The 24670-nt window shown below is 66.4% G+C and carries 20 protein-coding genes; 12 read left to right on the forward strand and 8 right to left on the reverse strand.

What is annotated here, in order from left to right:
• Positions 1 to 4 precede the first annotated feature (4 nt).
• Positions 5 to 685: a potassium channel family protein gene (locus BLU67_RS01080; protein WP_261976983.1), complete on the forward strand. Its 681-nt coding sequence runs from the start codon at positions 5 to 7 to the stop codon at positions 683 to 685.
• Complete coding sequence (locus BLU67_RS01085; RefSeq protein WP_092561116.1) at positions 686 to 1879, forward strand: MFS transporter; 1194 nt, start codon at positions 686 to 688, stop codon at positions 1877 to 1879.
• Positions 1880 to 1894: 15 nt separating this feature from the next.
• Here BLU67_RS01085 and trpS read toward each other — a convergent pair whose 3' ends face one another.
• A complete protein-coding gene (gene trpS, locus BLU67_RS01090; RefSeq protein ID WP_092561118.1) occupies positions 1895 to 2998 on the reverse strand; it encodes a tryptophan--tRNA ligase in 1104 nt (367 codons plus the stop codon).
• Positions 2995 to 5250 (reverse strand): glycogen debranching protein GlgX, encoded by a 2256-nt coding sequence (glgX, locus tag BLU67_RS01095; RefSeq protein ID WP_092561205.1) that lies wholly within the window; start codon positions 5248 to 5250, stop codon positions 2995 to 2997. Before glgX ends, trpS begins: the two co-directional genes overlap by 4 nt.
• A gap of 93 nt (positions 5251 to 5343) precedes the next feature.
• Between glgX and BLU67_RS01100 the strand changes: the two genes are divergently transcribed.
• The 9 genes from BLU67_RS01100 (at position 5344) to BLU67_RS01140 (ending at position 15908) form a co-directional block, all read left to right on the forward strand.
• The gene (locus BLU67_RS01100) at positions 5344 to 6135 is read left to right on the forward strand and encodes an electron transfer flavoprotein subunit beta/FixA family protein (protein ID WP_092561120.1); all 792 of its coding nucleotides are present in this window, start codon (positions 5344 to 5346) and stop codon (positions 6133 to 6135) included.
• The gene (locus BLU67_RS01105; protein ID WP_092561122.1) at positions 6132 to 7061 is read left to right on the forward strand and encodes an electron transfer flavoprotein subunit alpha/FixB family protein; all 930 of its coding nucleotides are present in this window, start codon (positions 6132 to 6134) and stop codon (positions 7059 to 7061) included. The genes BLU67_RS01100 and BLU67_RS01105 overlap by 4 nt, the downstream gene beginning before the upstream one ends.
• Before the next feature lie 8 nt (positions 7062 to 7069).
• Positions 7070 to 8224: a cysteine desulfurase family protein gene (locus BLU67_RS01110; RefSeq protein ID WP_176780644.1), complete on the forward strand. Its 1155-nt coding sequence runs from the start codon at positions 7070 to 7072 to the stop codon at positions 8222 to 8224.
• On the forward strand, positions 8221 to 9309 hold the full coding sequence (mnmA, locus tag BLU67_RS01115; protein WP_092561126.1) for a tRNA 2-thiouridine(34) synthase MnmA: 1089 nt from the start codon (positions 8221 to 8223) through the stop codon (positions 9307 to 9309). Before BLU67_RS01110 ends, mnmA begins: the two co-directional genes overlap by 4 nt.
• Positions 9306 to 10142, forward strand: coding sequence for an NAD(+) diphosphatase (gene nudC / locus BLU67_RS01120; protein WP_092561128.1), 837 nt, complete (start codon positions 9306 to 9308; stop codon positions 10140 to 10142). Before mnmA ends, nudC begins: the two co-directional genes overlap by 4 nt.
• Positions 10143 to 10236: 94 nt before the next feature.
• Positions 10237 to 12219 carry an ATP-dependent helicase gene (locus BLU67_RS01125; protein WP_261976985.1) on the forward strand — a complete coding sequence of 661 codons (1983 nt, stop codon included), beginning with the start codon at positions 10237 to 10239 and terminating at the stop codon, positions 12217 to 12219.
• Between the two features lie 55 nt (positions 12220 to 12274).
• The gene (locus BLU67_RS01130; RefSeq protein ID WP_092561132.1) at positions 12275 to 13642 is read left to right on the forward strand and encodes a M20 family metallopeptidase; all 1368 of its coding nucleotides are present in this window, start codon (positions 12275 to 12277) and stop codon (positions 13640 to 13642) included.
• Positions 13639 to 15300 (forward strand): AbgT family transporter, encoded by a 1662-nt coding sequence (locus BLU67_RS01135; protein ID WP_092561134.1) that lies wholly within the window; start codon positions 13639 to 13641, stop codon positions 15298 to 15300. The genes BLU67_RS01130 and BLU67_RS01135 overlap by 4 nt, the downstream gene beginning before the upstream one ends.
• A gap of 311 nt (positions 15301 to 15611) precedes the next feature.
• Positions 15612 to 15908 (forward strand): WhiB family transcriptional regulator, encoded by a 297-nt coding sequence (locus BLU67_RS01140; RefSeq protein ID WP_092561207.1) that lies wholly within the window; start codon positions 15612 to 15614, stop codon positions 15906 to 15908.
• Here BLU67_RS01140 and BLU67_RS01145 read toward each other — a convergent pair.
• A complete protein-coding gene (locus tag BLU67_RS01145; protein ID WP_143027296.1) occupies positions 15905 to 16723 on the reverse strand; it encodes a hypothetical protein in 819 nt (272 codons plus the stop codon). The two genes, BLU67_RS01140 and BLU67_RS01145, sit on opposite strands and share 4 nt — an antisense overlap.
• Positions 16724 to 16825: 102 nt before the next feature.
• Positions 16826 to 18289 (reverse strand): zinc-dependent metalloprotease, encoded by a 1464-nt coding sequence (locus BLU67_RS01150; RefSeq protein ID WP_222842311.1) that lies wholly within the window; start codon positions 18287 to 18289, stop codon positions 16826 to 16828.
• 130 nt (positions 18290 to 18419) lie between these two features.
• On the opposite strand from BLU67_RS01150, the gene BLU67_RS01155 reads away from it, so the two are divergent.
• Positions 18420 to 19616, forward strand: coding sequence for a YlbL family protein (locus BLU67_RS01155; protein ID WP_092561138.1), 1197 nt, complete (start codon positions 18420 to 18422; stop codon positions 19614 to 19616).
• Here the strand turns inward: BLU67_RS01155 and BLU67_RS01160 are convergent.
• Genes BLU67_RS01160 through BLU67_RS01175 form a run of 4 tightly spaced genes read right to left on the reverse strand, consistent with a single transcriptional unit; the run spans position 19613 to position 24609 of the window.
• Entirely contained in the window at positions 19613 to 20158 is a 546-nt protein-coding gene (locus BLU67_RS01160; RefSeq protein ID WP_261976986.1) for a PPA1309 family protein, read from the reverse strand. The two genes, BLU67_RS01155 and BLU67_RS01160, sit on opposite strands and share 4 nt — an antisense overlap.
• A gap of 14 nt (positions 20159 to 20172) precedes the next feature.
• Positions 20173 to 22818: a multicopper oxidase domain-containing protein gene (locus BLU67_RS01165; protein ID WP_092561142.1), complete on the reverse strand. Its 2646-nt coding sequence runs from the start codon at positions 22816 to 22818 to the stop codon at positions 20173 to 20175.
• The gene (locus BLU67_RS01170; RefSeq protein WP_143027297.1) at positions 22815 to 23915 is read right to left on the reverse strand and encodes a hypothetical protein; all 1101 of its coding nucleotides are present in this window, start codon (positions 23913 to 23915) and stop codon (positions 22815 to 22817) included. The genes BLU67_RS01165 and BLU67_RS01170 overlap by 4 nt, the downstream gene beginning before the upstream one ends.
• A gap of 19 nt (positions 23916 to 23934) precedes the next feature.
• Positions 23935 to 24609, reverse strand: coding sequence for a helix-turn-helix transcriptional regulator (locus BLU67_RS01175; protein WP_092561146.1), 675 nt, complete (start codon positions 24607 to 24609; stop codon positions 23935 to 23937).
• Positions 24610 to 24670 lie beyond the last annotated feature (61 nt).

Genomic DNA, 24670 nt, shown 5'->3' on the forward strand with positions numbered 1-24670 from the left:
TTGCGTGTTTCCTTCGATTTCTCGCCGCGTCCCGACGGGCTCCTCCGTCGTCGTCATCGGGTTGGGGCGTTTCGGCTCGGCGATGGCCGAAGAGCTGGAAAAGACCGGCACCGAGGTGCTCGCGATCGATGCCAGTGCGGAGGTCGTCCAACAGTATTCGCCGCTGCTCACCCACGTCGTGCGTGCCGACGGCACGAGCGAGGAGGCGCTGCGCCAGCTCTCGGTGCCGGAGTTCACCACCGCCGTCGTCGCCATCGGCGGTAATCTCGCCGCCTCGATTCTTACCGCCTCGGTGCTGCTGAAGATTGGTGGCATCGAGGTGTGGGCGAAGGCCTCCAGCCCGGAGCAGGGCAGGATCTTGGAGCAGATGGGCATCCGGCACGTCTTTTATCCCGAGTCCGATATGGGGCGGCGCGCCGCCCACGTCGTGGCGCAGTCATTCCTGGATTACATCGAGCTCGGCTACGGGTTCGCGCTCGTCTCGACGCGGGCGCCGAAGGACCTGGTGGGGCGGGAGCTCGGGGAGACCAACTTGCGGCGCACCGCTGGTATTACGGTGATCGCCGTGCGCGATGAAGATGGCTCCTGGGTGACCGCGCATGCTGGCACATTCATTCATGACGGCGATACTGTCCTGCTCGTCGGACCCGCTGCCGCCCTTGCCAGGCTGCGCGCTGGGGCGTAAATGGGATCGGGCTTCCGGTGGTTCTTCATCGGGCGGACCGCGAGTTTTATCGGCTCGGCGGCTTCGCCCGTCGCGCTATCGTTCGCGGTCTTGCAGCTGACGGGCGGGGATGCGCAGGCGATGGCTTACGTCCTGGCCGCAAATTCGCTGCCGCTCATCATCGTCACGTTCCTCGGCGGCGTCCTCGGTGATCGGTTTTCTCGAACGCGGCTGTTGCTGACGACGCATTGTGGTTCGGCCGCGGTGTTGCTCGCGATCGCCGCCGTCTTGGCGTTCGCGCCGCACCAGGTGTGGCTGCTCGTCGTCCTGAGTTTCCTTGCCGGCTGTCTCTCGGCGGTGACGCGCCCGGCACTGACCGGCATCGTGCCGCAGCTCGTCGCCCGAGAGCAATTGCAGCGGGCGAATTCCTCCCTCGCGATGACGAAGTCGCTGACGCGGATGTTTGGGCCGCCGCTCGGTGGAGTCATCGTGGCGCTCTTCGGGGGATACTGGGCCGTCGCGCTCGATGGCGTGATGATGCTGGCGGCAGCGCTGTGCTTCACGCGGATCCGGCTGAGCAATGAAACGCTCGCGCCCGCATCCTCCGTCATCGCCTCACTGCGTGAAGGGTTTCGTGAGTTTGCCGCGCGGCGCTGGGTGTGGACCGTCACGCTCGCCTTTGCCGTCATGAACTTCTTTTACGCCGCGATCATCCTGGTCATGGGTCCCGTCATCGCTGAGGAGAGCTTTGGGGCGCCCGGCTGGGGGCTCGTCCTGGGAGCCAGCGCGGCGGGGGTGCTCGTGGGTTCCTGGGCGATGTACTACGCGCGAATCCGCCACCTGCTCGCCTTCGGGATGTCGGCTGCGTGTCTGCTCGCGGCGCCCATGATGGGGTTGGGCCTTGACGTGCCGATCGCGGTGCTCGTGGGCCTCGGCTTCGTATCAGGCCTCGGCTCCGGCGTCATGGGCATCGCGTGGGATACCTCGATGCAGCAGCATATTGCGGGCGAGGTTCTTTCCCGGGTCAGCTCCTATGACGTGATCGGGTCGTTCATCGCGATCCCGATCGCGCAACTCCTTGCCGTTCCCATCGCTAGCGCCATCGGGGCCCGCACGTTTGCGATCCTCGCGGGGATCATCACCGTTGTTGCGATGCTCGCGCCGCTCCTCGTGCGCGAGGTGCGTGCCCTCAGGGTCGCGCCACGCACGCTGTGAGCGGCGCGGGCGCGATCAGTAGACCATTTTCATGGCTTCGCGCACTTCCGCGAGAGTGTGATCAGCGACCTCGTTTGCGCGTTCGTTTCCGGCCTTCAGGACGTCAAGGAGGTAGGCCTCGTCGTTCATGAGCTCCAGGCGGCGCGCACGGATCGGTGCCAGGTGATCGTTGACCGCGGCCGTGACCTCGGCCTTCAGCGCGCCACCGCCGCCGTCGCCGATCCGCTCGGCGATCGCCTCGGGGGCTTCGCCCGAACACAGGGAGGCGATGAGGAGGAGGTTCGCGACCTCGGGGCGGCCCACCGGGTCATAGGTGATGTGGCGGTCGGAATCGGTGACCGCTTTTCTTAGGATCTTCGCGGTGGTATCGGCGTCCATTCCGAGCTCGATCGTGTTGCCGCGCGACTTGCTCATCTTCGTCCCGTCGGTGCCAAGGACGGCCTGGGCCTCCGATAGCAGGGCTTCGGGGCGACGGAAGACGGGACGCTTCTTATCGACGCGGCCGTAGCGCTTGTCGAAGCGCTGGGCAATGACGCGGGCCTGCTCCAGGTGGGGGACCTGGTCCTTGCCTACGGGCACGATATTGGCCTTGCAGAACAGGATGTCGGCCGCCTGGTGCACGGGGTAGGTCAGCAGCAGGCCGCTCATCGCGCGCCCACCCGTCGCCTCGAGTTCGGCCTTCACCGTCGGGTTGCGGTGCAGCTCGGACTCGGTGACAAGCGAGAGGAAGGGGAGCATGAGCTGGTTGAGCGCCGGGACCGCCGAGTGGTTAAAGATGGTGGAGCGCTCCGGGTCGATGCCGGCGGCAAGGTAATCCGCGAGCAAGCCAATGACGCGCTCGCGAATGGGGCCGACGCCGTCGCGGTCGGTGATGACCTGGTAGTCCGCCACGAGCAGCCACGTCTCGACGCCCTTATCCTGCAAGATGACGCGGTTTTTCAGCGTACCGAGGTAGTGGCCGAGGTGGAGGGCGCCCGTCGGGCGGTCGCCCGTCAGGACGCGGAAACGGGAGGCGTCCTTGTCGATCTCGGCCTCGATCTCAAGGGAGCGGGCACGGGTGCGGGCGAGGGAGGCCTCCGAGGTCGTCGCGGCGAGGTCGGCGTCCGTGGCGGTGGTCATGGTGTCCTTTCCGACAGGTAGATCTGCATGGACAGGGGCTCGAGGCTCACCTGATCGGTGGCGTTATACAGGGCGTGCTCATCGGTCGTCGGGCGTGACCAGGATGAATCCCATTTCAGTCGCCACCCGAGGACGCGCGTGGCGCCGCCACCGTTTTCTATCGTACGTCCCGCCGCGAGGCTCACCGTGACATCGCTCAGGGAGCCATTAAAGACGACGAGCGCATCGCGTCCCGTACCCTTGCCCGAGCGCAGCATTTGCAGGGCGCGGTTATACGGGTCGTGCCATTGGGCGGCCTGGCGGGGCGTCGCATCGGCCGAGAACCAGGCGAGGTCCGGCACGCTGTCACCGCGCGCGGGCCGGCCCGAGGCGAACCGGATGGGCCGAAGCGCCGGATTCTCCCGGCGCAGTCGCAGCAGGTAGGCGGTGGTTTCCGCGAGATCGTACTGCCAGTCGGCCAGCTCCCAGTTCAGCCAGGAGATCTCGTTGTCCTGGCAGTAGGCGTTGTTATTGCCCTGCTGGCTGCGGCCGAACTCATCGCCGGCGGTGATCATCGGGACACCGGCCGAGACGACGAGGGTGCCGAGCATGTTGCGGATCGACTGCTGGCGGGCGGGGATGATTGCGGCGGCGATATCGTCGTCGGCCTGGAAACCTTCCATGCCGTGATTCCACGACAGGTTCTTATTCGTCCCGTCGCGGTTATCTTCGCCGTTGGCCTCGTTGTGTTTGTGGTTATAGGACACGAGGTCGGCCATCGTGAAGCCGTCGTGGGCGGTGATGAAGTTGATCGAGCCGAGGGGGCCGCGGCCGCCGGGGACCTCGCCGGAGGAGAACAGGTCCGCCGAGCCGGAGATGCGGTTACCGAAATCGGTCAGGGCGCTTGGCGCATGACCGTGGGCCTGGCGGGCCGCGTCGGCGAGCCAGTAGGTGCGCATCGTGTCGCGGTAGCGGTCGTTCCAATCGGCAAGCGGGGAGGGGAACTGGCCGGTGCGCCAGCCGTGCGGTCCCATGTCCCACGGCTCGGTGATGAGCTTGGTATCGCGCAAGACGGGATCCGTGGCGAGCGCGGACAGGAATGGGTGGTGGTCGGTGAAGTGCTCGCGGTGGCGGCCGAGCGTGACGGCGAGGTCGAAGCGGAAACCGTCGACGCCGATGTCCTGGACCCAGTAGCGCAGCGAGTCCAAGGCGAGCTGGACGACGCGCGTGCGGCGGAAGTCCAGTGTGTTGCCACAGCCGGTGTAATCCAGGCAGGTGCCGTCGGGATTGTGCAGGTAGTAGCCGGCGGCATCGAGCCCGCGCATCGACAGGCTCATGCCCTCATAGCCGGCCTCGCACGTGTGGTTATAGACGACGTCGAGAATCACTTCGATGCCTGCCTGGTGCAGCAGCTCGACCATGCCGGTGACTTCCTCGACGACGGCCTGCGCGCCGCGGCGCTGGGCATGCTCCGTGGCATAGGAGGGTTCGGGCGCGAAAAAGCCGAGGGTGTTATAGCCCCAGTAGTTCGTCAGGCCCTTGTCCGCGAGGAAGGGCTCGGGCATCATCGCGTGGATGGGCAGCAGCTCCAGCGACGTGATGCCAAGGCGCTTGAGGTGGGCGATGAATGCCGGATGGGCGAGGCCCGCGTAGGTGCCGCGCAGGTGCTCGGGCACATCGGGATGCAGTTGGGTCAGGCCCTTGACGTGGCCTTCGTAGATTACGGTTTGGCGCCACGGCACCCGCGGCCGCGAATGCGCCGCCGAGAACTGGGTGTCGATGACGACGCCACGGCGCGCATAGCCGATCGTGTCCTTCGGGCTGGGGGTTAGCGGCAGCAGGGGAGTCCCATCCTCGCCGCGCACATGATCGTAGAGCGCGTCATCGAGCGTGACGGCGCCGCACACGGCACGGGCATAGGGATCGAGCAACAGGCGGTCGGGATTGAAGCGCTGGGCGGTTGCCACATCCCAGCGCCCGTGGGCGCGAAACCCGTAGGCGGTGCCGGGCAGGATGCCCGGGACGTGGCCGTGCCACACGCCGTGCACGGGGCCCTCCAGCAGCCAGGGTTCTTCAATTTCCTGGTCGCCGTCGTGCCGAAAGAAGCACACCTCGATCCCCGTGGCGCGGGGAGCATACACGGCGACGTCGACGCCACCGGCGACGCGGTGCACGCCGAGGCGGCCACGGTCGGAGGCGGGCTGATTGACGCGCTTTACTGACGCGCGAAGCGGAAGTGACACGCTGCCATTATCCCCCTCGGTAGGTGACATATCGCCATGCGCGCCGTCGTAGGGACTGTGAGAATGGTCCGCTTTAAAAACGGACATTGGCCGCCCCTTGGCGCGCGTGGCACAGTAGAAGGCATGAAGGTAGTTGTACTTGTCAAACACGTTCCCGACGTGCAGTCGGAGCGACGAATTGACGATGGCCTGCTCGTGCGCGGCGAAGACGATGTGCTCAACGAGGTCGACGAAAACGCCGTCGAGGCCGCCGTCGTGCTCGTCGAAGAGGCCGGCGGCGAAGTGATCGCCGTGACGATGGGACCCGAGGATGCTGTCGACGCGGTGCGTCGGGCCCTGCAGATGGGCGCCGATTCCGGCCTGCACGTCTGCGATGAGGAGCTCGCGGGCACCGATGCGCTCGGCACCGCACGGGTGCTCGCCGCCGCCGTGCGCCGCATCGGCGATGTCGATTTGGTGCTGGCCGGAATGTCCGCGGCCGATGGCGACATGGGCGTCGTGCCCGCAGCCCTCGCCGCCGACCTCAACTGGCCGGTCCTTTCCGTCGCCGCCGAGCTCTCGGTAGCCGACGGCGCTGCCACGATCACGCGCACCGTCGATCGGACCGATGAGACGCTGCGCGCCCAGTTGCCCGCCGTCGTCTCCGTGACCGACCAGGTCAACGAACCGCGCATTCCCGCCTTCAAGGCGATGATGGCCGCGCGCAAGAAGCAGGTGGAAGAAATTGACCTCGCCGAGCTCGGACTCGCGGACGCCGTCGAGGCCGATTCCGGCGCACTGCTCGGCCGACAGGGGGCCGGCACCGCGGTACGCGAGGCCGCCGAGAAGCCCGCCCGCGAAGCCGGCACCGTCATCACGGATACCGGGGACGCCGGACAACAGCTCGCCCACTACCTGGCCAAGGTGATGAAATGACCACGCTCATTGTGCTGCGCACCCCCGATCTTCCGCTTGCCACCGAGCTCGCCGCCGCCGCGGCCCCCCTCGGTGAGGTTGCGGCGCTCGACCTGACCGGCGAGCTCGCGGCCGATGCGCTGCCCGTTGCTACTGTGTTCCGTCCCACCGGGGCGGGCGATTTCACGACGGCGCCGGGCGCGGCCGCCGCGATCGCAGCGGCCACCCGAGCTGAGGCTTCGATCGATCTCGTGCTCATTGACGCGTCGTTCGCCGGTAAGGAGATCGCGGGCTACGCGGCCTCCGTGCTGGATTCGGCCGTCGTGACCGATGCGGCCAACCTGCGCCTAGAGGGCGACCAGATTCTTGCCGATCGCACCGTCCTTGCCGGGACGTGGACGACGACGTGCGCGCTCACGCGCGGCGTCGGCGTCATCGCGCTCGCCCCAGGCAGCCTCGATCAGGCCGTCGACCTGCCCGCTGCCGGCAACGCCACCCTCGTGGACCTGGACGTCGAGCTGCCGCCGGCCGCGGCCGCCACCGAAGTGGTCTCCCGCACCCCACAGGACTTCGGCGACGGCATGCCGCTGGAGGGCGCCGATATCGTCGTCGTCGCGGGACGCGGCGTCGAGGGAGATTTCACCCTCGTGCGCGAACTCGCCGACCAGCTCGGGGCTGCCGTTGGCGCCACCCGCGTTGCCACCGACGAGGGGTGGATCGAACACACCGCGCAGATCGGCCAGACCGGCGTCGTCATCCGCCCGCGCATTTATCTTGGGCTGGGCGTCTCCGGCGCGATCCACCACACCGTCGGGATGCAAAACAGCGAGATCATCATCGCCGTCAATACCGATTCGGAGGCGCCGATTTTCGAGATCGCGGACTTCGGAATCGTCGGCGACCTCAACGACGTCGTGCCGCAGCTCATCGCGGCCCTGAAGGGTTAATTAGCGCAGTGCGCGCCTACCTCGATCACGCGGCGACCAGCCGAATTCGGCCGGTCGCCGCCGAGGCCTACGCCCGGGAGCTGACCCGCACGGGCAATCCGTCCTCGCTGCACACCGCGGGGAGGGCCGCTCGGGCGCGGCTGGAAGAAGCCCGCGAGCGCATCGCCGAACTCCTTGGCGCCCGCAGCAGCGAAGTCGTCTTCACTTCGGGCGGATCCGAGGCCGACGCCATCGCGATCAGCGGGATTCCCGAGGCACTCATCGAGCGTGGCCAGCGCGCGGACACGGTGATCTCCGCGATCGAGCACGACGCGATCCGACTGAGCGCCCGGCGCGCCGCCAAGCTGCACGACTACCGGCTGCACGAGATCGGGACCGATGCGGCGGGCCGGCTCGACCTCGCCGAATTGGATGAGGCGTTAACAAGCGGCGTCGGCCTCGTCTCGGTCATGTGGGCCAACAACGAGACCGGCGTCATCCAGCCCCTATCCGAGGTTATCGAGCGGGCCCACGCCGCCGGGGCCCTCGTGCATTCCGACGCCGTCCAGGCCGTCGGGCGCGTCCCCGTGAACTTTCACGACTCCGGTCTCGCGGCACTCAGCCTCACCGGCCACAAGATCGGCGCCCCCGTCGGCACCGGCGTCCTGCTTGCCCGCACCGATACGCCCATCCACGACATTCGCCCCGGCGGCGGCCAAGAACGCGGCATCCGCTCCGGCACCCTCGACGTGGCCGGCGCGTGCGCCCTCGCGGCCGCGCTCGACGCCGCGATCGAGGACCTCGAATCCCAGCGCGAGCGGCTCACTGCCTACACCGAGCGGCTGCGCGCAGCCCTCAGCACGCTGCCCGGAGTCCGCCTCACCGGTGAGGGCAGCGAGCAGCTGCCCGGCTTCACGCACCTCATCGTGACGGACGCGAACCCCGAGGCGCTCCTGCTGCTCGCCGATATGGCCGGCATCGCCACCGCCTCCTCCTCGGCCTGCCACGCCGGCGTCCAGTCCTTATCCCACGTCGTGCGCGCGCTCGGCTACCGCGATGAGGATCGAATCGCGCCGCTGCGCCTCTCGCTCGGCTGGGACACCACCGAGGACGAGGTCGCCCACGCGATCACCGAACTGCCGGGCGTCATCGCCCAGGCCCGAGCCGCCGGAGGTGGCGCATGAAGGTCCTTGCCGCACTGTCCGGGGGAGTGGACTCCGCCGTCGCCGCCGCCCGCGCCGTCGATGCTGGCCATGACGTCGTCGGCGTCCACATGGCCCTCAGCAAGTCGCGCGCCCAGCACCGCACGGGCTCGCGCGGCTGCTGTTCCATCGAGGACGCCTCCGATGCGCAACGAGCCGCCGCCCACCTCGGCATTCCCTACTACGTGTGGGACCTGTCGGACGAGTTTGAGGACTTCGTGGTCGCCGATTTCCTCGCCGAATACGAGGCCGGACGCACCCCCAATCCGTGCGTGCGCTGCAACGAGCACATCAAGTTCGCGGCGCTCGCGGACCGCGGCAGCGCCCTCGGTTTTGATGCCGTCGCGACCGGGCACTACGCCCAGCTGATTCCCGGGCTCACCCCCACGCCCGAATTGCACCGCGCCGTCGACCGCTTCAAGGACCAGTCCTACGTCCTTGCCGTCATGGGCCAGGAGCGCCTGACGCATTCGCTGTTCCCCCTCGGCGATGTCGCAAGCAAGGACGAGGTCCGTGCCGAGGCTGAGGCCCGCGGACTGCGCGTGTCCGCCAAGCCGGACTCCTACGACATATGCTTCGTCGCCGACGGCGATACCTCCGGCTTCCTGCGCCGCCGCCTCGGCTCGCGCCCGGGCGCCATCCTCGATGCGAGCGGCAAGGAGATCGGCGAGCATCGCGGTGCCTACGCCTACACTGTTGGCCAGCGCCGCGGCCTCGGCCTGACCGTGCCCGCCGCCGACGGCCGGCCGCGCTACGTCCTGGAAGTCAACACCGCCGCGAATACCGTTACTGTGGGGCCGAAGGAAGCCCTATCGGTTAGCGCGATCACCGGCCGCGATATCGTCTGGCTCGCACCCGATGACGACGGCGAATCCGGCGATATTACGATCCAGGTGCGGGCCCACGGCCGCGACATCCCCGCCACGATCTCCCGCGAGGGAGATACCCTGAGCGTCGAGCTCGGTGAGCAGTTGCGTGGGATCGCGCCTGGCCAGTCCCTCGTCGTCTACCGCGGCACGCGCGTCCTTGGCCAAGCCACGATCAGCGGCGCCAGGCGAGTGGAATGAGTACCCTGCCGATGCCGCTCGTGCGGGCAATGATCGATCTTGATACGCCCGCCCGCATGGCCGATCACCTACTACCCACGCTCGCGGCCGATCCGACCACACTCGCAATAGCCGTCTCGCGTCGCGGCCTGCTGGAAAGCCCGCTGATCGCGCCGCTGGCGGGCCGCCTCCCACTTGCCTACCTCGGGCGCTACGACGGCGCCGCACTCGTCCTCACCGACTCCACTAGCGCTGATCAGGGGCTGCGCGAGATTGGGCTCGAACTATCCGCGGCCGACGCCGCGTACGCCGCCGTTGCCGTCGCGCTGCGCCAGTGGCAAGCCGACTCCCACTGTGTCGCGTGCGGCGCACCGGCAGCCCTCATCCAATCCGGCTGGGTCTTTCGCTGCACCGACTGTGGCGCCGAACGCTACCCGCGCACCGACCCCTGCATCATCGTCGCCGTCACCGACGACGCCGACCGCCTCCTGCTCGCCCGCGCCGCGCACTTCGCCTACCCTCGGGCCTCCGTCCTCGCAGGCTACGTTGAGCCCGGCGAATCGCTCGAAGCCGCGGTCGCCCGCGAAGTTTTCGAAGAAGCCGGTGTCCACGTGCACGATGTGACCTACCGCGGCTCCCAGCCCTGGCCGTTCCCACGCTCCCTCATGTGCGCCTTCACCGCCCGCACCTCTGGCACGCCCGAGCCCGTCATCGACGGCGAGGAAATCGTGGAAGCCGCGTTCCTCAGCCGCGAGGACGTCGCCGCCCGCATCGCCGCCGGAACCCTGCAACTTCCCTCAGGCATCTCGGTGGCATGGAGCCTCGTTTCCGACTGGCTCGAATCACCTGCCTAGCGCGAATCGAGTCCGTGGGGGATTGGTCGCGAGTTTCAAGCTCGCTCCTGTGCGCATCGCCCAATGTCAGTACCCACCTGAGACAATGGCAGCGATGTCCCTCCTCGACGCTCTCGACCCAGATCAACGCCAGGTAGCCGAACACCTGCGCGGGCCCCTGTGCGTGCTCGCCGGTGCCGGCACCGGTAAGACCCGCGCCATCACCTACCGCATCGCTCACGGCGTGAGGACCGGCGTTTACCAACCCACATCAGTCCTTGCCGTGACCTTCACCGCTCGCGCCGCGGGCGAGATGCGCTCGCGGCTGCGCGAACTCGGCGTCGTCGGCGTCCAGGCCCGCACCTTCCATGCCGCGGCGCTGCGCCAACTCGGCTACTTCTGGCCCAAAGTCGTGGGTGGCCCCCTGCCGAAGGTAGAAGAAAAGACTCTTGGCCTCGTCGCCGAGGCCGCAGGCCGCCTCGGAATCGAAACCGACCGCGCGCTGCTGTTCGATCTGAACGCCGAGATCAAGTGGGCCAAGGTGCAGATGATTGCGCCCGACGATTACCCGCAGCGCGCCACTGCCGCCGGACGAGCCGGTATCGCCGATGTGGATCCGACGACGATCGCCTCCCTCATGAATGCCTACGAGGATGCCAAATCCGAGCGCGGCGTCATCGATTTTGAAGATATCTTGCTGATCCTCGTGGGCCTGCTCGTCGAGAAACCCGAGATCGCGGAAGAAGTGCGTCGTCAGTACCGCTACTTCGTCGTCGACGAATACCAAGACGTCTCCCCGCTGCAGCAGCGCCTGCTTGAGCTCTGGCTGGGGGAACGCGATGATCTGTGCGTCGTCGGCGATGTCTCTCAGACGATCTACTCCTTCGCCGGCGCATCTCCCGGCTTCCTTACCGGCTTTTCCCGTACGTTTCCAGGCGCCGCGAAGATTCAGCTCGTGCGCGATTACCGCTCGACTCCACAGGTCGTCGATATCGCTAACCGACTGCTGCGCACTAAGACGGGCCGCCTGCCCGAAGGCGCCGTCTACCTGCAGGCCCAACGGCCGTCCTCGGTGCCGGTGCATTTCACTGGCTACGATGACGACGCCGCCGAAGCCGAGGCGATCGCCCGAGCCATCACCGAATTGAATGACACGGGTGTGGCGCTGTCTGAGATCGCGATTCTCTATCGCACCAACGCTCAGTCCCAAGCCTTCGAAACAGCGCTCGCCACCGCCGGCATCGGCTACCAGATCCGCGGCGGTGAGCGGTTCTTTGCCCGCGCCGATATTCGGCGCGCACTCGTCATGTTGCGCGGCGCCATGAATACGAGCGAGGAAGCGGACATGCCACGCGCGGTGCGCGCAATCCTGTCCAACCTCGGGTGGTCGAATGCCGCACCCGAGCAGGCCGGCGCCATGCGCGAACGCTGGGACGCGCTGAACGCCCTCGTCGTCCTCGCTGACGATATGCACGCCACTCGCGGCGCCTCGCTCGCCGATTTCGTCGAGGAACTGCACGACCGCGCCGCCAACCAGCACGCCCCCGCCGTCGAGGGCGTCACCCTCGCCTCCATCCACTCCTCCAAGGGCCTGGAGTGGGACGCGGTCTTCCTCGCGGGTCTTTCCGAGGGCCTCATGCCGATCTCGATGGCCAACACGCCCGAAGCCATCGAAGAAGAAAAACGCCTTCTGTACGTAGGAGTCACCCGCGCGCGCGAGCACCTTCGTTTGTCGTACTCCTCCTCGCGCACCGGAGGGCGCTCCTCACGTAACGTCTCGCGCTTCCTTACCGGTATCTGGCCGGAGGCCGAGAAAAGCACCTCGAAAACCTCGCGGCGCAAGAAGGCCGCCATCGATCCCCTTGCGGAACTCGATGATGACGCGCAAGCGCTCTTCGAATTACTGCGTGCCTGGCGCGCCGAGACCGCGAAGGAGATCTCCAAGCCCGCCTTCACGATCCTGCACGACGCGACCCTCATCGCAATCGCACAAGCTCAACCACGAACGCTGCGCCAACTCGCGCTATTGCGCGGAATCGGGGCTACCAAACTCGACCGCTACGGGGGCGAAATCCTCGCCCTCATTGCGGATAACTAGCCACGAGGCGATACTCCCCTAGCTTTTCCATCACATGCCTGATAGTGTGCAGCGCATGGCTTGTGACAGTACTCACATTCGACCTCCCTATCCGGGCTACTTCGACCACGTCGGCGCGCAGCTCGAAAAAGACCGACAACGCGCAAGACCCCCCGAATCCGAGTTTGACGGCGCGCGCGCCGAACTCCGGGCCGAGCTTGCCACCATCGTCGAGGAACTCGCCCCGCAGCTCATCGCGCTTGCCAAGGATCTGCACGACCACCCCGAAACTGCCTTTGACGAGCACCGCTCCGTCGCCGCCCTCGTGAGCTTGCTGAACGAGCACGGCATCGACGCTAAAGCCGATGTCTTCGGGGTTGAAACCGCTGCGGTCGCGGACCTGCCCGGAGATGCACCGGACGCGAGCAGTCGCCGAGTAGCGATCCTGTCGGAGTATGACGCCCTACCCGGAATCGGGCACGCCTGCGGCCACAACGTCATCGCCGCTAGCGGAGTGGGGGCCTTCCTGGCCCTCGCACAACTGCGGCAGCGCCACCCCGAGGCCATCCCCGGCCGGGTGCGCTGGCTCGGCACCCCCGCCGAGGAAGGCCACACCGGCAAGGAGTACATGGCGCGCGGCGGCGCCTTTGAGGGGCTCGACGCCGCGATCATGATCCACCCCTACGGTTACGACGTCACCGACCAGGTCTGGCTCGGGCGTCGCACCCTGAACGTCACCTTCCACGGCCAGCCCGCCCACGCCTCGGCCCAACCCTTCATGGGCGTCAACGCGCTCGACGCCGCGAGCATCGCCTACCAGGGCATCGGGCTCCTACGCCAACAAATGCTGCCCGTGGACCGCGTCCACACGATGATGTCCGAAGGTGGCGACCGCGCCTCCATCATCGTGGAGCGTGCACAGCTGAAGATGTATGTCCGCTCCAAGTACCCTGACACGCTGCGAGACCTTTCCCAGCGCGTAGAAAACGTCTGCCGCGGCGCCGCCCTCATGACCGGCTGCCGCGTAGACATCGACTGGGACGAACACCCACCCTCGCTGCCCGTGCGCAGCAACAAAGAACTTGAAGCACGCTTTGCCGCCGCGATGGTCGATCGCGGCCGGCGCATCCTGCCCGGGGGCGTGCTTCCCGAGACCATCGCTGCCTCGACCGATTTCGGCAACGTTTCCTACCGCGTCCCGGGCATCCACCCCCTCGTCAAAATCTCCGACGAGTCCGTCGCGCTCCACACCGCGGAGTTCGCGCAAGCAGCAGCCTCCCCAGCCGCCGAAACCGCTATCAGCGATGCCAGCTTCGCGCTCGCCGCAACCGCGCTCGATTTCCTGTCCGACGACGAGCTTGCCCAAGCCGTCGCCGAAGAATTCGAGGCCGCCGGCGGAGCCGTAGACGTCCCCTCATACTTCGATGCGAAGGACCCCTCATGACCGCACCAGCACAACCCAAGCAGCGCCAATCGGTCTTCGACCGCTTCCTCGCCACCGTCGAGCGGCTCGGCAATAAGCTGCCCGAACCCTTCACCCTCTTCCTCGGCCTCTTCCTCATCACCGGCGTCCTGTCGACGATCTTCGCCTTCATGAACCTGCGCGTTCAGGTACCGGGCGCCGAAGAAGAAACGGTGATCCGCGGCCTCTTTACCGGCGAAGGCCTCAGCTGGCTCACGACGACGATGGGGGAGAACTACATAGGCTTCCCGCCGCTTGTCACCGTTCTGCCGATTCTCCTGGCCGTCGGCGTCGCAGAAAAGACCGGCTTCCTTGCCGTCTCCGTTCGCAAGATATTTGGTGGTGCCCCCAAGTGGCTGCTGCCCTATGTCGTCGGGTTCGTCGGCGTGGTCGGCTCCATCATGGCCGACTCCGCCTTCGTCGTCATTCCGCCCCTTGCGGCGCTCGTCTTCAAGGCTGTTGGGCGCCACCCGGTTGCGGGCCTCATCGGCGGTTTCGCTGCCGCCGGCGCTGGCTACTCCACCTCCGTCGTCCCCACCTCGCTCGACGCCCTGTTTGCTGGCATTACGACGAAGGTCATGGAGGCGCTGCCAAACTTCGAGTTCGCGCCCGTTAACCCGGTCTCGAACTACTACTTCAACATCGTCTCCTCGATCGTTCTGGCAATCATTGCTGGCTTCATCATCGACAAGGTCGTGGAGCCCCGGATCAATCGGCTGGGGATCTCGCGCGACTACATCATTCCGGTCAAGGACAAGGCCGGCGCCGAGGAACCCGCGAGTTCCAAGCGCACCGGTGAGGCCCACGCCGACCCGGTCCGTCGTGACAAGCACCCCGAACTACACGAAGGCGAAGAGGTCAGCCTCGAGATCAGTGACGCGGAGCGCTCCGGCCTGCGTGCGGCCCTCATTGCGGGCGGCATCCTCACCGCCGTAATCCTCATCTCGGTGCTCATTCCCGCCTCGCCGTGGCGTAACGAGGAGGGCGGCTTCCTGCCCGCCTCCCCGCTGCTCAAGTCGATCGTTTTCATCGTCTTTGCCTATTTCATGCTCATGGGAGTCGTCTACGGCAAGGTCGTGGGAGTCATCAAGTCGATGTCCGACCTCGTCGGATTTATGATGCAGGCACTCAAAGACGTCCTCGGCTTCTTGGTCCTGGCCTTTATCCTGGGCCAGTTCATCGCCCTGTTTAACTGGACCGGTATTGGCCAGTTGACCGCGGTCAAGGGAGCGGAGTTCCTCGAGAACATCGGCCTGACAGGGTTCCCGGCGATCCTCGCGTTTATCGTTCTCGCCTCGATCCTGAACCTGCTGATCATCTCCGGGTCCTCGATGTGGACTCTCATGGCGGCCGTCTTTGTTCCGATGTTTGCCCTGCTCGGCTATGAACCGGCCTTCGTCCAGGCAGCCTTCCGGGTGGGTGACTCGGCCACTCAGATCATCACGCCATTGAACCCGTACATGATCGTCCTGCTGGCGATGATGCGTCGCTACGAGCCCGAGGTAGGTTTCGGTTCCGTCATGGCGCGCATGCTGCCCTTCGTCGTCCCATTCTGGGTGGCGTGGGCCTCCCTGCTCGCGGTCTGGTTCTTCCTGGATCTGCCGCTTGGTCCGGGCAACGGAATCATGCTGCCGAACTAGCGAAAAAAATTCGCCCGGTAAATAACTGGACATCGAAATTTTGGGCGGCTTAGAGTAAGACTCGTCCATGGCTATCGCCACCACGATGGTCACTCACGTCAAGGAAGGAGGGAATGCCGACATGTTCAATCTGATCATCTCTAATGCGCTGACCTCCGTAGGGATCCGCTTCCGGTAGATCACGCGCTGCAGGTCACCACCTGCTCGCTTACCGAAAGCCCTATGGGGTCTGAGTATTTTGCCTACCCCTTTAACCAGTCCTTTGGCGCGCTGCGCCTCCTTGATGTTGTGTGAAAGTGACCCTCGACGTGATGATCAGCGAAATCAGTTATTTACCGGGTGCATTCTCGGAGAGCGTATCGACGGCCCCGATTGAGCCGCCATGCACTCAGTCACCAGAACTCTTCTTCGCCGAGCAGATGCCCCAATTGCGTGCCGCGCAGCAGGTGTGTGAGCAGTGTCCGCTGCGCGCACTGTGCCTGTCGGAGGCGCTCGAGCGTGGCGAGCCGTGGGGCGTGTGGGGCGGAAAGATCCTCGTGGACGGCGTCATCGTCGAACACAAACGTGGCCGCGGCCGTCCTCGAAAGGACGAGCGGGCAACCGCCTAGTCCATGAGCGGAGCCGGGTGCCGACACGGACAGCCCGGATGAAACCGCCACGACCGTACCCCCGCGCGCAGCGTCGTCGTATCCAAGACGACCGCGCGTGGGGGTATTTCTGTTGTGCCGTAGCCGAACGCCGCGATCGTCTGGACCGCGAGGGCCGCTGCAAGCGATGTCAAGGCCGGGCTCAGTGGTGGCACGGGCTTGGTTCGCAACTGGCTCGCCAAGATCGGGCGTGCCTCATCAATGGTGGTTCGGTGCGCTTCCTGACACATCGGACAGGGAGTCACACCGGGGATCACGACGGGGGAGATCTCAACCGAGTAGTCGCCAATACTCACGGCGACGAACGGCTGATCTTCGCGCATGAGCGGTGCGATCCGAGCGGGATCCGCGACGTACGCGCTCGTGAGGAGCGCGATCTGCCGTGCAACGGGCGGTCCAGGGCGCACCCGGCAAGCCGCCTCATATCGGACCTCGGCCAGTTGCTGAGCAGAGCACACGGGCGAGGGCACCGAATCGAGCGTGATCGGGACGCCTCCGTCGAGGAGCATGTCGATGATGGCGGCCGTTAACGGGTGAGCGTCGAGGGCCAGCACGCCGTACGGGGCGCGTTTGGGGCGCGTGCGCATATGCTCCGTCGCGGTCAGCCCCTGAACGATGGCCTCGAATTGTTCGATGTCCTCCGCTGTCAGGGACTTCGCCGGCGCAGCGCCGGTTTCGGCCCACTGCTCAATTGCGCTCACGACGCGCGGTGCCACATCGGTGACGACGTAGGGTTCTTTGAGCCCGTCAGCATCACCGATTTGTAGGTCGGTCAAAGAGCGCCACATGAGGACGGAACATTTCGGTTTTTTCACCCCTCCAGTACAACCCCGGCAGGCCGGAAGCGGTAGGGGTCAGCAAAACCTGTGGATAACGCGCTAGTTGCCTTCGCCGCGTTTCTCGTCATCGTCGTGGGCGCTGGCCTCATCGTGATAGGGCAGCGTGCCATCGAGCAAGGCCGCGAGCCCGGCATCGATATCGGATTCCGACGTCGATTCTGCTTCCCGGCGAGCCAAGAACGTCTCGGGTTCATCAAGATCCGCCGGTGTGGGCATGACATCGGGATGTCGCCACAGTTCGTCGCGGGCGGCCGCTCCGCGCTCTCGTTCCACGGTGGAAAACAGCTTCGCGGCATCGCGGAGCCGTGCTGGACGCAGCTCCAGGCCAACGAGCGTGGCAAAGACATGCTCGGCGGGTCCGCCCGTCGCGCGGCGTCGCCGCAGCATCTCCTGCAGCGCCGAGGTATTGGGCAGGTGAGCACGCGTTGCCTGCTCAGTCACGACATCGACCCAGCCCTCGACGACCGCGAGCGCGGTCTCCAGCCGCTCCAAGGCTGCCTTTTGCTCCTCGGTGGAATGCAGGGCGAAGACACCAGAGCTCATCGCTTCGCGAATCTGCTCCGGGTTCGTGGGATCGACCGACTGGATGGCGCTGGTCATCGCGTCCATGTCGATTTCGATGCCCTCGGCATAGGTACGCAAGATGGCGCGCACGTGGGAGGCCAGCCACGGCACATTCGAATACAACCGGCCGGCGGCAGCCTCTCGTACGGCCAGGAACTGAACAACCTCGTCGAAGGGGACATCAAGGTCCTCAGCGAAGGCCTCAATATTGACCGGAATGAGGCCGAGCCGCGGCTCCGGAGTGAGGGGCAGACCAATATCGCAGTAGCCAAAAACCTCACTGCCGAGCGTTCCAATGGCTTGCCCAAGCTGAGCGCCAAAGATTGCCGAGGACATTTTCGTCATCATCCCGGTCGCGATCCCACCGAAATTCTCATCGCCGCTGAGCCCAGGAATATTCAACCCTTCGGGAAGCTGGGCATCGCCAATCTGGGCGCTCAGCGTTTCGATCAGGGCATCGACCATGTGGGTGGCGACGGGCGTCGCGACATCAATCAGCGTTTCGCGAGTGTTTTCCACCCACTGGGCGCGCGAGAGAACATCGCGCGAGCCCCGGCAGGGCGAGAAATCGGTTACGGAGTCGAGCCAGAGGTCAGCGACCTGCAGCGCCTGGCGATACTGCGCCTCCTGGTCCGCCATGACGGACGGGTCGCCCTTACCGCGAGCGACCTGCCGAGCGACATCGCGAGCCATGTCCTCGTTGATCGGGGTGTCGCCGCCCGAGGCCATCATCGCGTGCATCTGATTGACCATGAGCTGCAGCTGATGCGGGTCCATCGGAATCCCGGCGGCCTGGCCCATGGCGCTCGGATCCAAACCCGCTTCACGCATCGCGCGGATTGCGTCTTCGGCTCCCTGCTCGCCTAGAAAAGAGCGCAAAAACTCCATCCAGTTCTCACCGTTAGCTCCCGAGTTTTCCGGGGTCATATCCTCGCTCATGGCAGCTCCTTAGGTCGTAGCTTCCAGGATAGAGCGCCAGGCACTGGCTTCGCGCCCCGCACCTCTCACAGCGAAATCGGGCAAGTGGTCGACGTTTGCAATCACGGCCCCGCGGTGGTGCGATGGTGACATGCCACTGATGAAGCGGGCCACGTCGAAGCGGCCACTGGTAGCGAGCCTGGGCGCGTTCTTCGGGATGCCCGATCCCGCGCGCGCCACGAACGAGGCCGCACGCGTCAGCGCTGTGCTGCAACGGCGCTCATTCCTGGCGGGTATGGCGACCGTTTTGCTGTTGACCTTCAGCGCCATCGCTCCCTTGCCGTACGTGATTGAGCATCCCGGCCCGACGGTCGATGTGCTCGGGGACTACCGCGGCCAAAAGCTCATCACCGTGCCCGATGAACAGCAGGTCGGTGGCCCGCTGCGAATGACGACAGTCTCCGTCTCAGGCCTCCCTGGCGACTCCATCCTCGCGATGCCGCTAACCTTTGGAGTCTTTAACTCCAAACTTGGCGTCATGCCGCGCGAGTTGCTCTTCCCCGAGGGCCAAACCGCTGAGGAGAACCGCGAAATCTCCGCAGCTCAGATGAACTCCTCCCAGGAAAACGCCTCCATCGCGGCGCTCGAGTCCATGGGACGCAAAGTTCCCGTCAACCTCGAAGTAGCAGGCTTCGCCGAAGGCTCCAGCGCGGCCGTACAGGCCAAGGTGGGGGATATCGTGAAAACCGTTGCGGCCCCGGGTCACGAGGTCTTGGACGCCAGCTCGTACCGCGACGTCATTGGTCTCATGGCCACGATCGCCCCCGGCACTAACGTCAAGGTCACGGTGGAGCGAGACGGCAAACCCGTCGACCTTGCCATCACAACGATGGATCCGCCGGTCAATCCCGACGGTACGCCGCAGCGAGAAGGCTCGCTGTTAGGCCTGGCGCTGTACGCCCACCCCAAGGAGAAGCTCGACATCGACTTTGGGGTCGGCGACCGCATCGGCGGACCCTCGGCGGGTCTCATGTTTGCGCTCGGAATCATCGACATGATGACGCCCGGGCCGCTCACCGGGGACGCATCGGTCGCGGGCACGGGCACGATCTCGCTCGACGGCGCGGTCGGCCCCATCGGCGGTATCCGGCAGAAAATGTGGGGCGCTAAGCGCGACGGCGCGAGCTTCTTCCTCATTCCCGAGGCGAACTGCGCCGAGACTATCGGGCACGTGCCAGATGGCTTGCAGGGCATCAAGGTTCAGCGCCTGGACGACGCGCTCGCCGCGGTCAAGTCGATCGCGGCGGGGGATACCTCCAAGCTCGCGACGTGTGAGGCCCCGAGCTAGTCGAACGTCGCGAGCAGAGCCTCGGCCAGCCCCGGAACAAGGTTCTCGCCGCCCATGACGTCCGCTTCGTGGTGGCGCATCCGCAGCACGGACCACGTCTCGCCGCTGCGCAACACGCCCACGACCATGCGAACGTCCTCGCGCTGTGGGTGATTGAGGTAGGCGCTCGCGTCCGCTTCCGGGCCGAGTCCCGCCTCCGCTTCGGGTGGTAACACGATGCGCTCGACGACGATGGCCGCGCCCGCCACCGCTTCCGGCCACGCAATGCGCGCGAGGAGATCCTCGAGCTCGTCAACCTCCGGCAGCTGATCCTGCTCCACGCTCGTCAAGTGCTCGGGATCGCCCTCCGCCTCGACCTTAATCGAGCCCGGCAACTCGGCAGCAAATTGCTCGTCACTGGCCAGGGCCTCGGCGGTGCGGATGAGCGCGAAGAGATGCACGGGACCATCCCACGGCAGCTTCGCCACGTGGTCGTCGATATCGGAAACCGCGCGGGCGAGGGCCCATTGGCGCGGCGTACGGTCGGCGGGAGGTGTCGTCATGGTCCTATTGTCACTCATTTCGTCACGACGACCTGCCCCTTAGCCCCGCGCTCGGCCTCCACCATGATGTGGTTGACGAAGGTGTAGGTGCCGGCCTCGGGGAACACGAGCTCGACGAACCCGCCCTCGGCGGCCATGAGTCCGAGCGCCTGGGAGCCGCCCGAGAGCTCGTTACCCGGCTGCAGGAGGTAGGCGCCCTCCTTAAAGACCGTGTCGAATTGGCCGCCGACGATGTGGAAGGACAGCGGCACCGCCACGCCGGCGTCGAGCACCCAGAATCGTACCCGTTGCCCGACCGTGACCTGCAGCGGATGCGCCACGTACTGGTTGGGATAGCCATTGAAATGGGTCGTATCGTGCTGGCCGCTCGCGATCTTGGCGGCGTCGGCGATCTGCCCGTCGGGCCCGTAGTAGGACTCGCCCTGCACGAGCACGAAGGAGTGGTCGACGGCGGGCAGGTCCGGAGGTTCGATGACGACGGCGCCATACATGCCGTTCGCGATATGCAGGCTCATCGGTGCCGTCGAGCAGTGATACATCCAGATTCCGGAGCGCGTCGCGGTAAACGTGTAGACGAGTGACTCGCCGGGCTCGATGGTGCGCATCGGTTCATCGGGGGCGAGCGCGCCCGCGTGGAAATCGATCGAATGGCCCATCGTGCCCTTGTTCACCAGCGTGATGACGAAGGTATCGCCCACCCGCCCGTGCAGCGTGGGGCCTGGCATTTGAGCGTTAAACAGCCAGATGTTCTGTGTTAGCCCGGGAGCGACTTCGATGGTCTCCTCGGTGACGTCGAAGGTGAGGTTGTGCGTGACGGGCCCGGAGGCGGGCGGCAGCGGCGCGAGCACCGGGTCGCGATAGCGGGTCGGATCCATCTCGCCGGCGAGGTCGAAGTCCGCCCTCGGTGCCGGCGCGTGCGCCGAATGATCATGCTCGGGGCTCGGCGCCGTATCGGCCGAACCGGCAACCTTAATGTGGAAGACCATGCCCATCTGGCGGTGGCCCGCGATCGAGCACCAGCCCTCGATGTCCTCGGTGATCACGCCTGCGTCCAGGGTCGCGGTCGCACCGGGGGAGATGCGCTCGGTTGCCGCGCCGCTCGGCAAGACGAGGTCGTGCGCCTGGTCGTCGGAGTTTTCCAGGTTGATCACGAGGCGATTGCCAGCGGGAACCTCGACGAGGTCGGGCACGAAACGCATGGCCTTGATGTCGATCGTCACCTCGGTCGTCTCGCCCGTCGTCGCGACGGCCGCCGCGGCGGGGGAGGTCGCCTGCTGTGCGGTACGCAACCCCGCGCCGGCAGGGTCGGCCGCCGCCGCTGCCACGACGATGAGGCTCGTCGCCATAAGCGCGGCGAGCGTCGGCTTCAGCGCCCCGGGTTTCGGTGCCCGCGTGCCATCGCGGCGAATCTCCGGTGGCGGTGCCGCCTCAGCCTGGGCGGGCGTGACGGGCAGCAGAGCACTGATGAGGCAATAGACGGTGGCGAGTGCTGCCGCCAGGGCAGTCACCGACGCCGCGACGATGACGAGCGAGACACTGCCCAGCACGTAGATCGCGAGCGCGAGATTGAGCAGGGCGACGCGCCACACACCGCCGGCATTCGCCCGCACATTGCGCACCCGCACCGCGGTGGGGCCGCCGCCGGCGACGACGGGCAGGAGATAGCCGAGCGCGCCAAGGACAATCTGCGCGACGCCGCCGGCCAAGATCGGCAGCACGAAGCGACCGAGGCTGGAGAGCACGACGATTGCCTCGCCCGCGATGAGGGAGAGGCCAAAAACGACGAGACTTGCGAGTAGCCACACCGCTCCGGCCGCTACCGATAGGGCCGGAAAGGTCGTATCCAGTTGGGGTTGGGTATCCCTGGCAAGCGGCACGAGGATCGCGAGCGCCACCGCGACGAACGCTAGAACCCCGAGCCCGACCAGCAGCCCGCTGGGAAGGCCGGTCCCGGCGATCAGGGGGATAGCGAGCGCTCCACCAGCCGCGCCCACGACGGTGATCGCGAGCCACGGCAGGTATCGGCGCGCGGCGCGTTCGGCGCTCTCGGGCAGCCGCGTGCGAAGAATGGTCGGCCACAGCGTCAGCAGCGTGCCGATGATCGGCAGGCCGATCCACCCGAGCACGTTAAACGACAGGTGCGCGCCGCGCAGCGCCGCGGACATGCTGGCCGATAGATCGGGCAGCGAGAGCGCGAAACCCGCAATAATTCCGGGCACGAAGAGCGCTGCCGCCATGACGTAGGCGCGCACCGCGAAGGTGAAGCGGGCCGGCAAGGCGCTCGCGAGTTGCCGTCCCAAGCGCACGGCGTGAGCGAGGACCGCAAGCGACAGGATGCCTGCGCCGATCCCCGTCAGCGCCGTGTGGCCGGCCACCATGCCGGCGCCCGTGGCGATGATCCCGACGTTGAGTGCGGCTAGCACGAGGGCTTCGCCGCGGCGGCTGCGCGGCGGGCGCGAGCGCAGGATCGAGGTCGTGAAGTGATTCGTCCAAATAAACAGCGCGTTCGTGGCCACCCCGAGCGTGAAGGTGTGGACCATGAGCCACGTCGCCTCGGGGACGAATCGGTGTGCCGTGACGGCGGCCGCGGCAACGAGCATCCATACGATGACGACGGCGCCCACGCTCTGGTGCCAGGCGGCGCGAGAGATCGGACTCATGGGGTGGATCCTTCAACGGTGGGGCGAGCAGTTGAGGCTCGCAGTGAGGTTGCCACCGAGGTGGCCACGAACGTCAGGACGGCGACGACGGTGATGATCCCGCCTAGCTGCCAGGCCTGGCCCGCGCCGCGAATATCGGCGACGATCCGCACCGCGAGTCCGATGTTGAGCGCAATGGTGGCGGCCCACGCGAGCGGGCGGTAGGGCAGCGGCCGCTTGAGCACGGCGGGCAAAATAATGGGCGCGTGCGCGATGATCATCGAGATCGTGAAGCCGAGCGTGATCGAGTGGATGACCGTGTCATATACGCGCGAGGTCGCAAGCGAACCGCCGAGCAGCCACGCCATCGAGCCGATCGCAAGCCAGGCGGTTGCCGCAAGCATGTTCGCCGCCGCAAACCGCGGCAGGCCGGCGCCGGCAATGGTGCGACGCGAGACGTCGAAGATCGCGAGCCAGCCGGCAAGGGCGAGCAAGACGAGCGCCACGACCTCCGCGGGCACGCCCGCGAGCGTCCCCATCGCCGCGACAAGGAGCGCCGCCGACAGCACGTAGGCGGCCCGTTCGGCGCCCTGCGATAGCGAAATGCGCGCGAGTTCCACCCGCTCGCCAACGATCGTTAAGACCAGGAAGGCAGCCAGCCACGGCGCGACGGCCCAGGTCTGGGCCCCAACAGCCCACAGCACGACGGCCGCCAGCCCACCAAGCGCGCCAAGGAGCTGGATCGCGAGCGCGATCGACAGTCCGCGGCGGGCAAGGCGCAGGTAGACGACGACGAGCCCCGCCATACCAACGATCTGCAGCAGCTGGCCGACCAGCGGATTGCTCGCCAGCAGCGCCAGGCCGCCCGCCCCGAGTGCGAGCGGCGCGATGATGAGGGCGCGCGAGCGAAGCGCGACGACGCGCTCCAAGCAGATGAGAGTTCCGATGAACCCCATCACCATGATCTGGCCGTGCCGCGCGGCCGGCGCATCGGAGGCGACGGGCGCCCATGCCGCCACCAGGTTCAGCGCCCAGTTGAGCCCCACGAGCAGGCAGGCGCCTCCGGTAAGTAGGATGGGCCAGCGCCACGACGTCGGGAGCTGCGGAGTATTAGTCACGGAATTAACCGTACTAAACTCACTCCCGTTCGGACACCTCCACGAGGCAGGAACGCGGTGTGGCAAAGGGCACGAGTCGCGCCGCGGCATTCTCGCCCGAGGCCGCAACAATGGTGTCGATCATGCCGCGGTGGATCGAACACAGCCCGGGCGGCACGTCGGTGCCGGCGGACAGCAGCGGACACTGTCGCAGCTCAAGGGAGCGCCCCGGTTCGGCAACCTCCGGCGCAAATCCCATCTCCACCATGAGCTGCCGGATCGCCGCCAGTGATCCCTCGGACAGGTCCGCACCCTCGGCCTGCATGATGTCCTGGCCCCAGCGCATGCCCCAGTCGTAGGCGATGGCATCAGCCTGATCCGGATCCAGCGTGCGCAGCGCCGCCACGATCAGGCCCACCAGGTGCTGCGCGGGCCCCTCGATGGATGAGGAGCGCGCGCGGTAGACCTTCTTCGGCCGCCCCCGCCCGCCGACGGCCTCCGTGTCAAAGTCGACGAGCCCCAGTTCCTCAAGCCGGGCCAGGTGCTCGCGCACGGTATTGGGGTGGGCAGCGAGCGCCTGCGCTATCTCGGCGATCGACAGCGGGTGGGGGTGCGCAAGGATCTCGTCGAAAAGCCGCCGCTGCTGTTTGGTCAGCGAGCCGATCGCCGCAAGCGTCTGAGCGGTAGGGCGCGGTCCGCGCTGCGAAATGGCCATGTCTCGACCCCTGTTCCTGCGACGAAAATAATCCGGAGACAACCGGAGATTTTATCACGGC

This window comes from Bowdeniella nasicola (assembly GCF_900107735.1).
GTDB lineage: Bacteria > Actinomycetota > Actinomycetes > Actinomycetales > Actinomycetaceae > Bowdeniella > Bowdeniella massiliensis.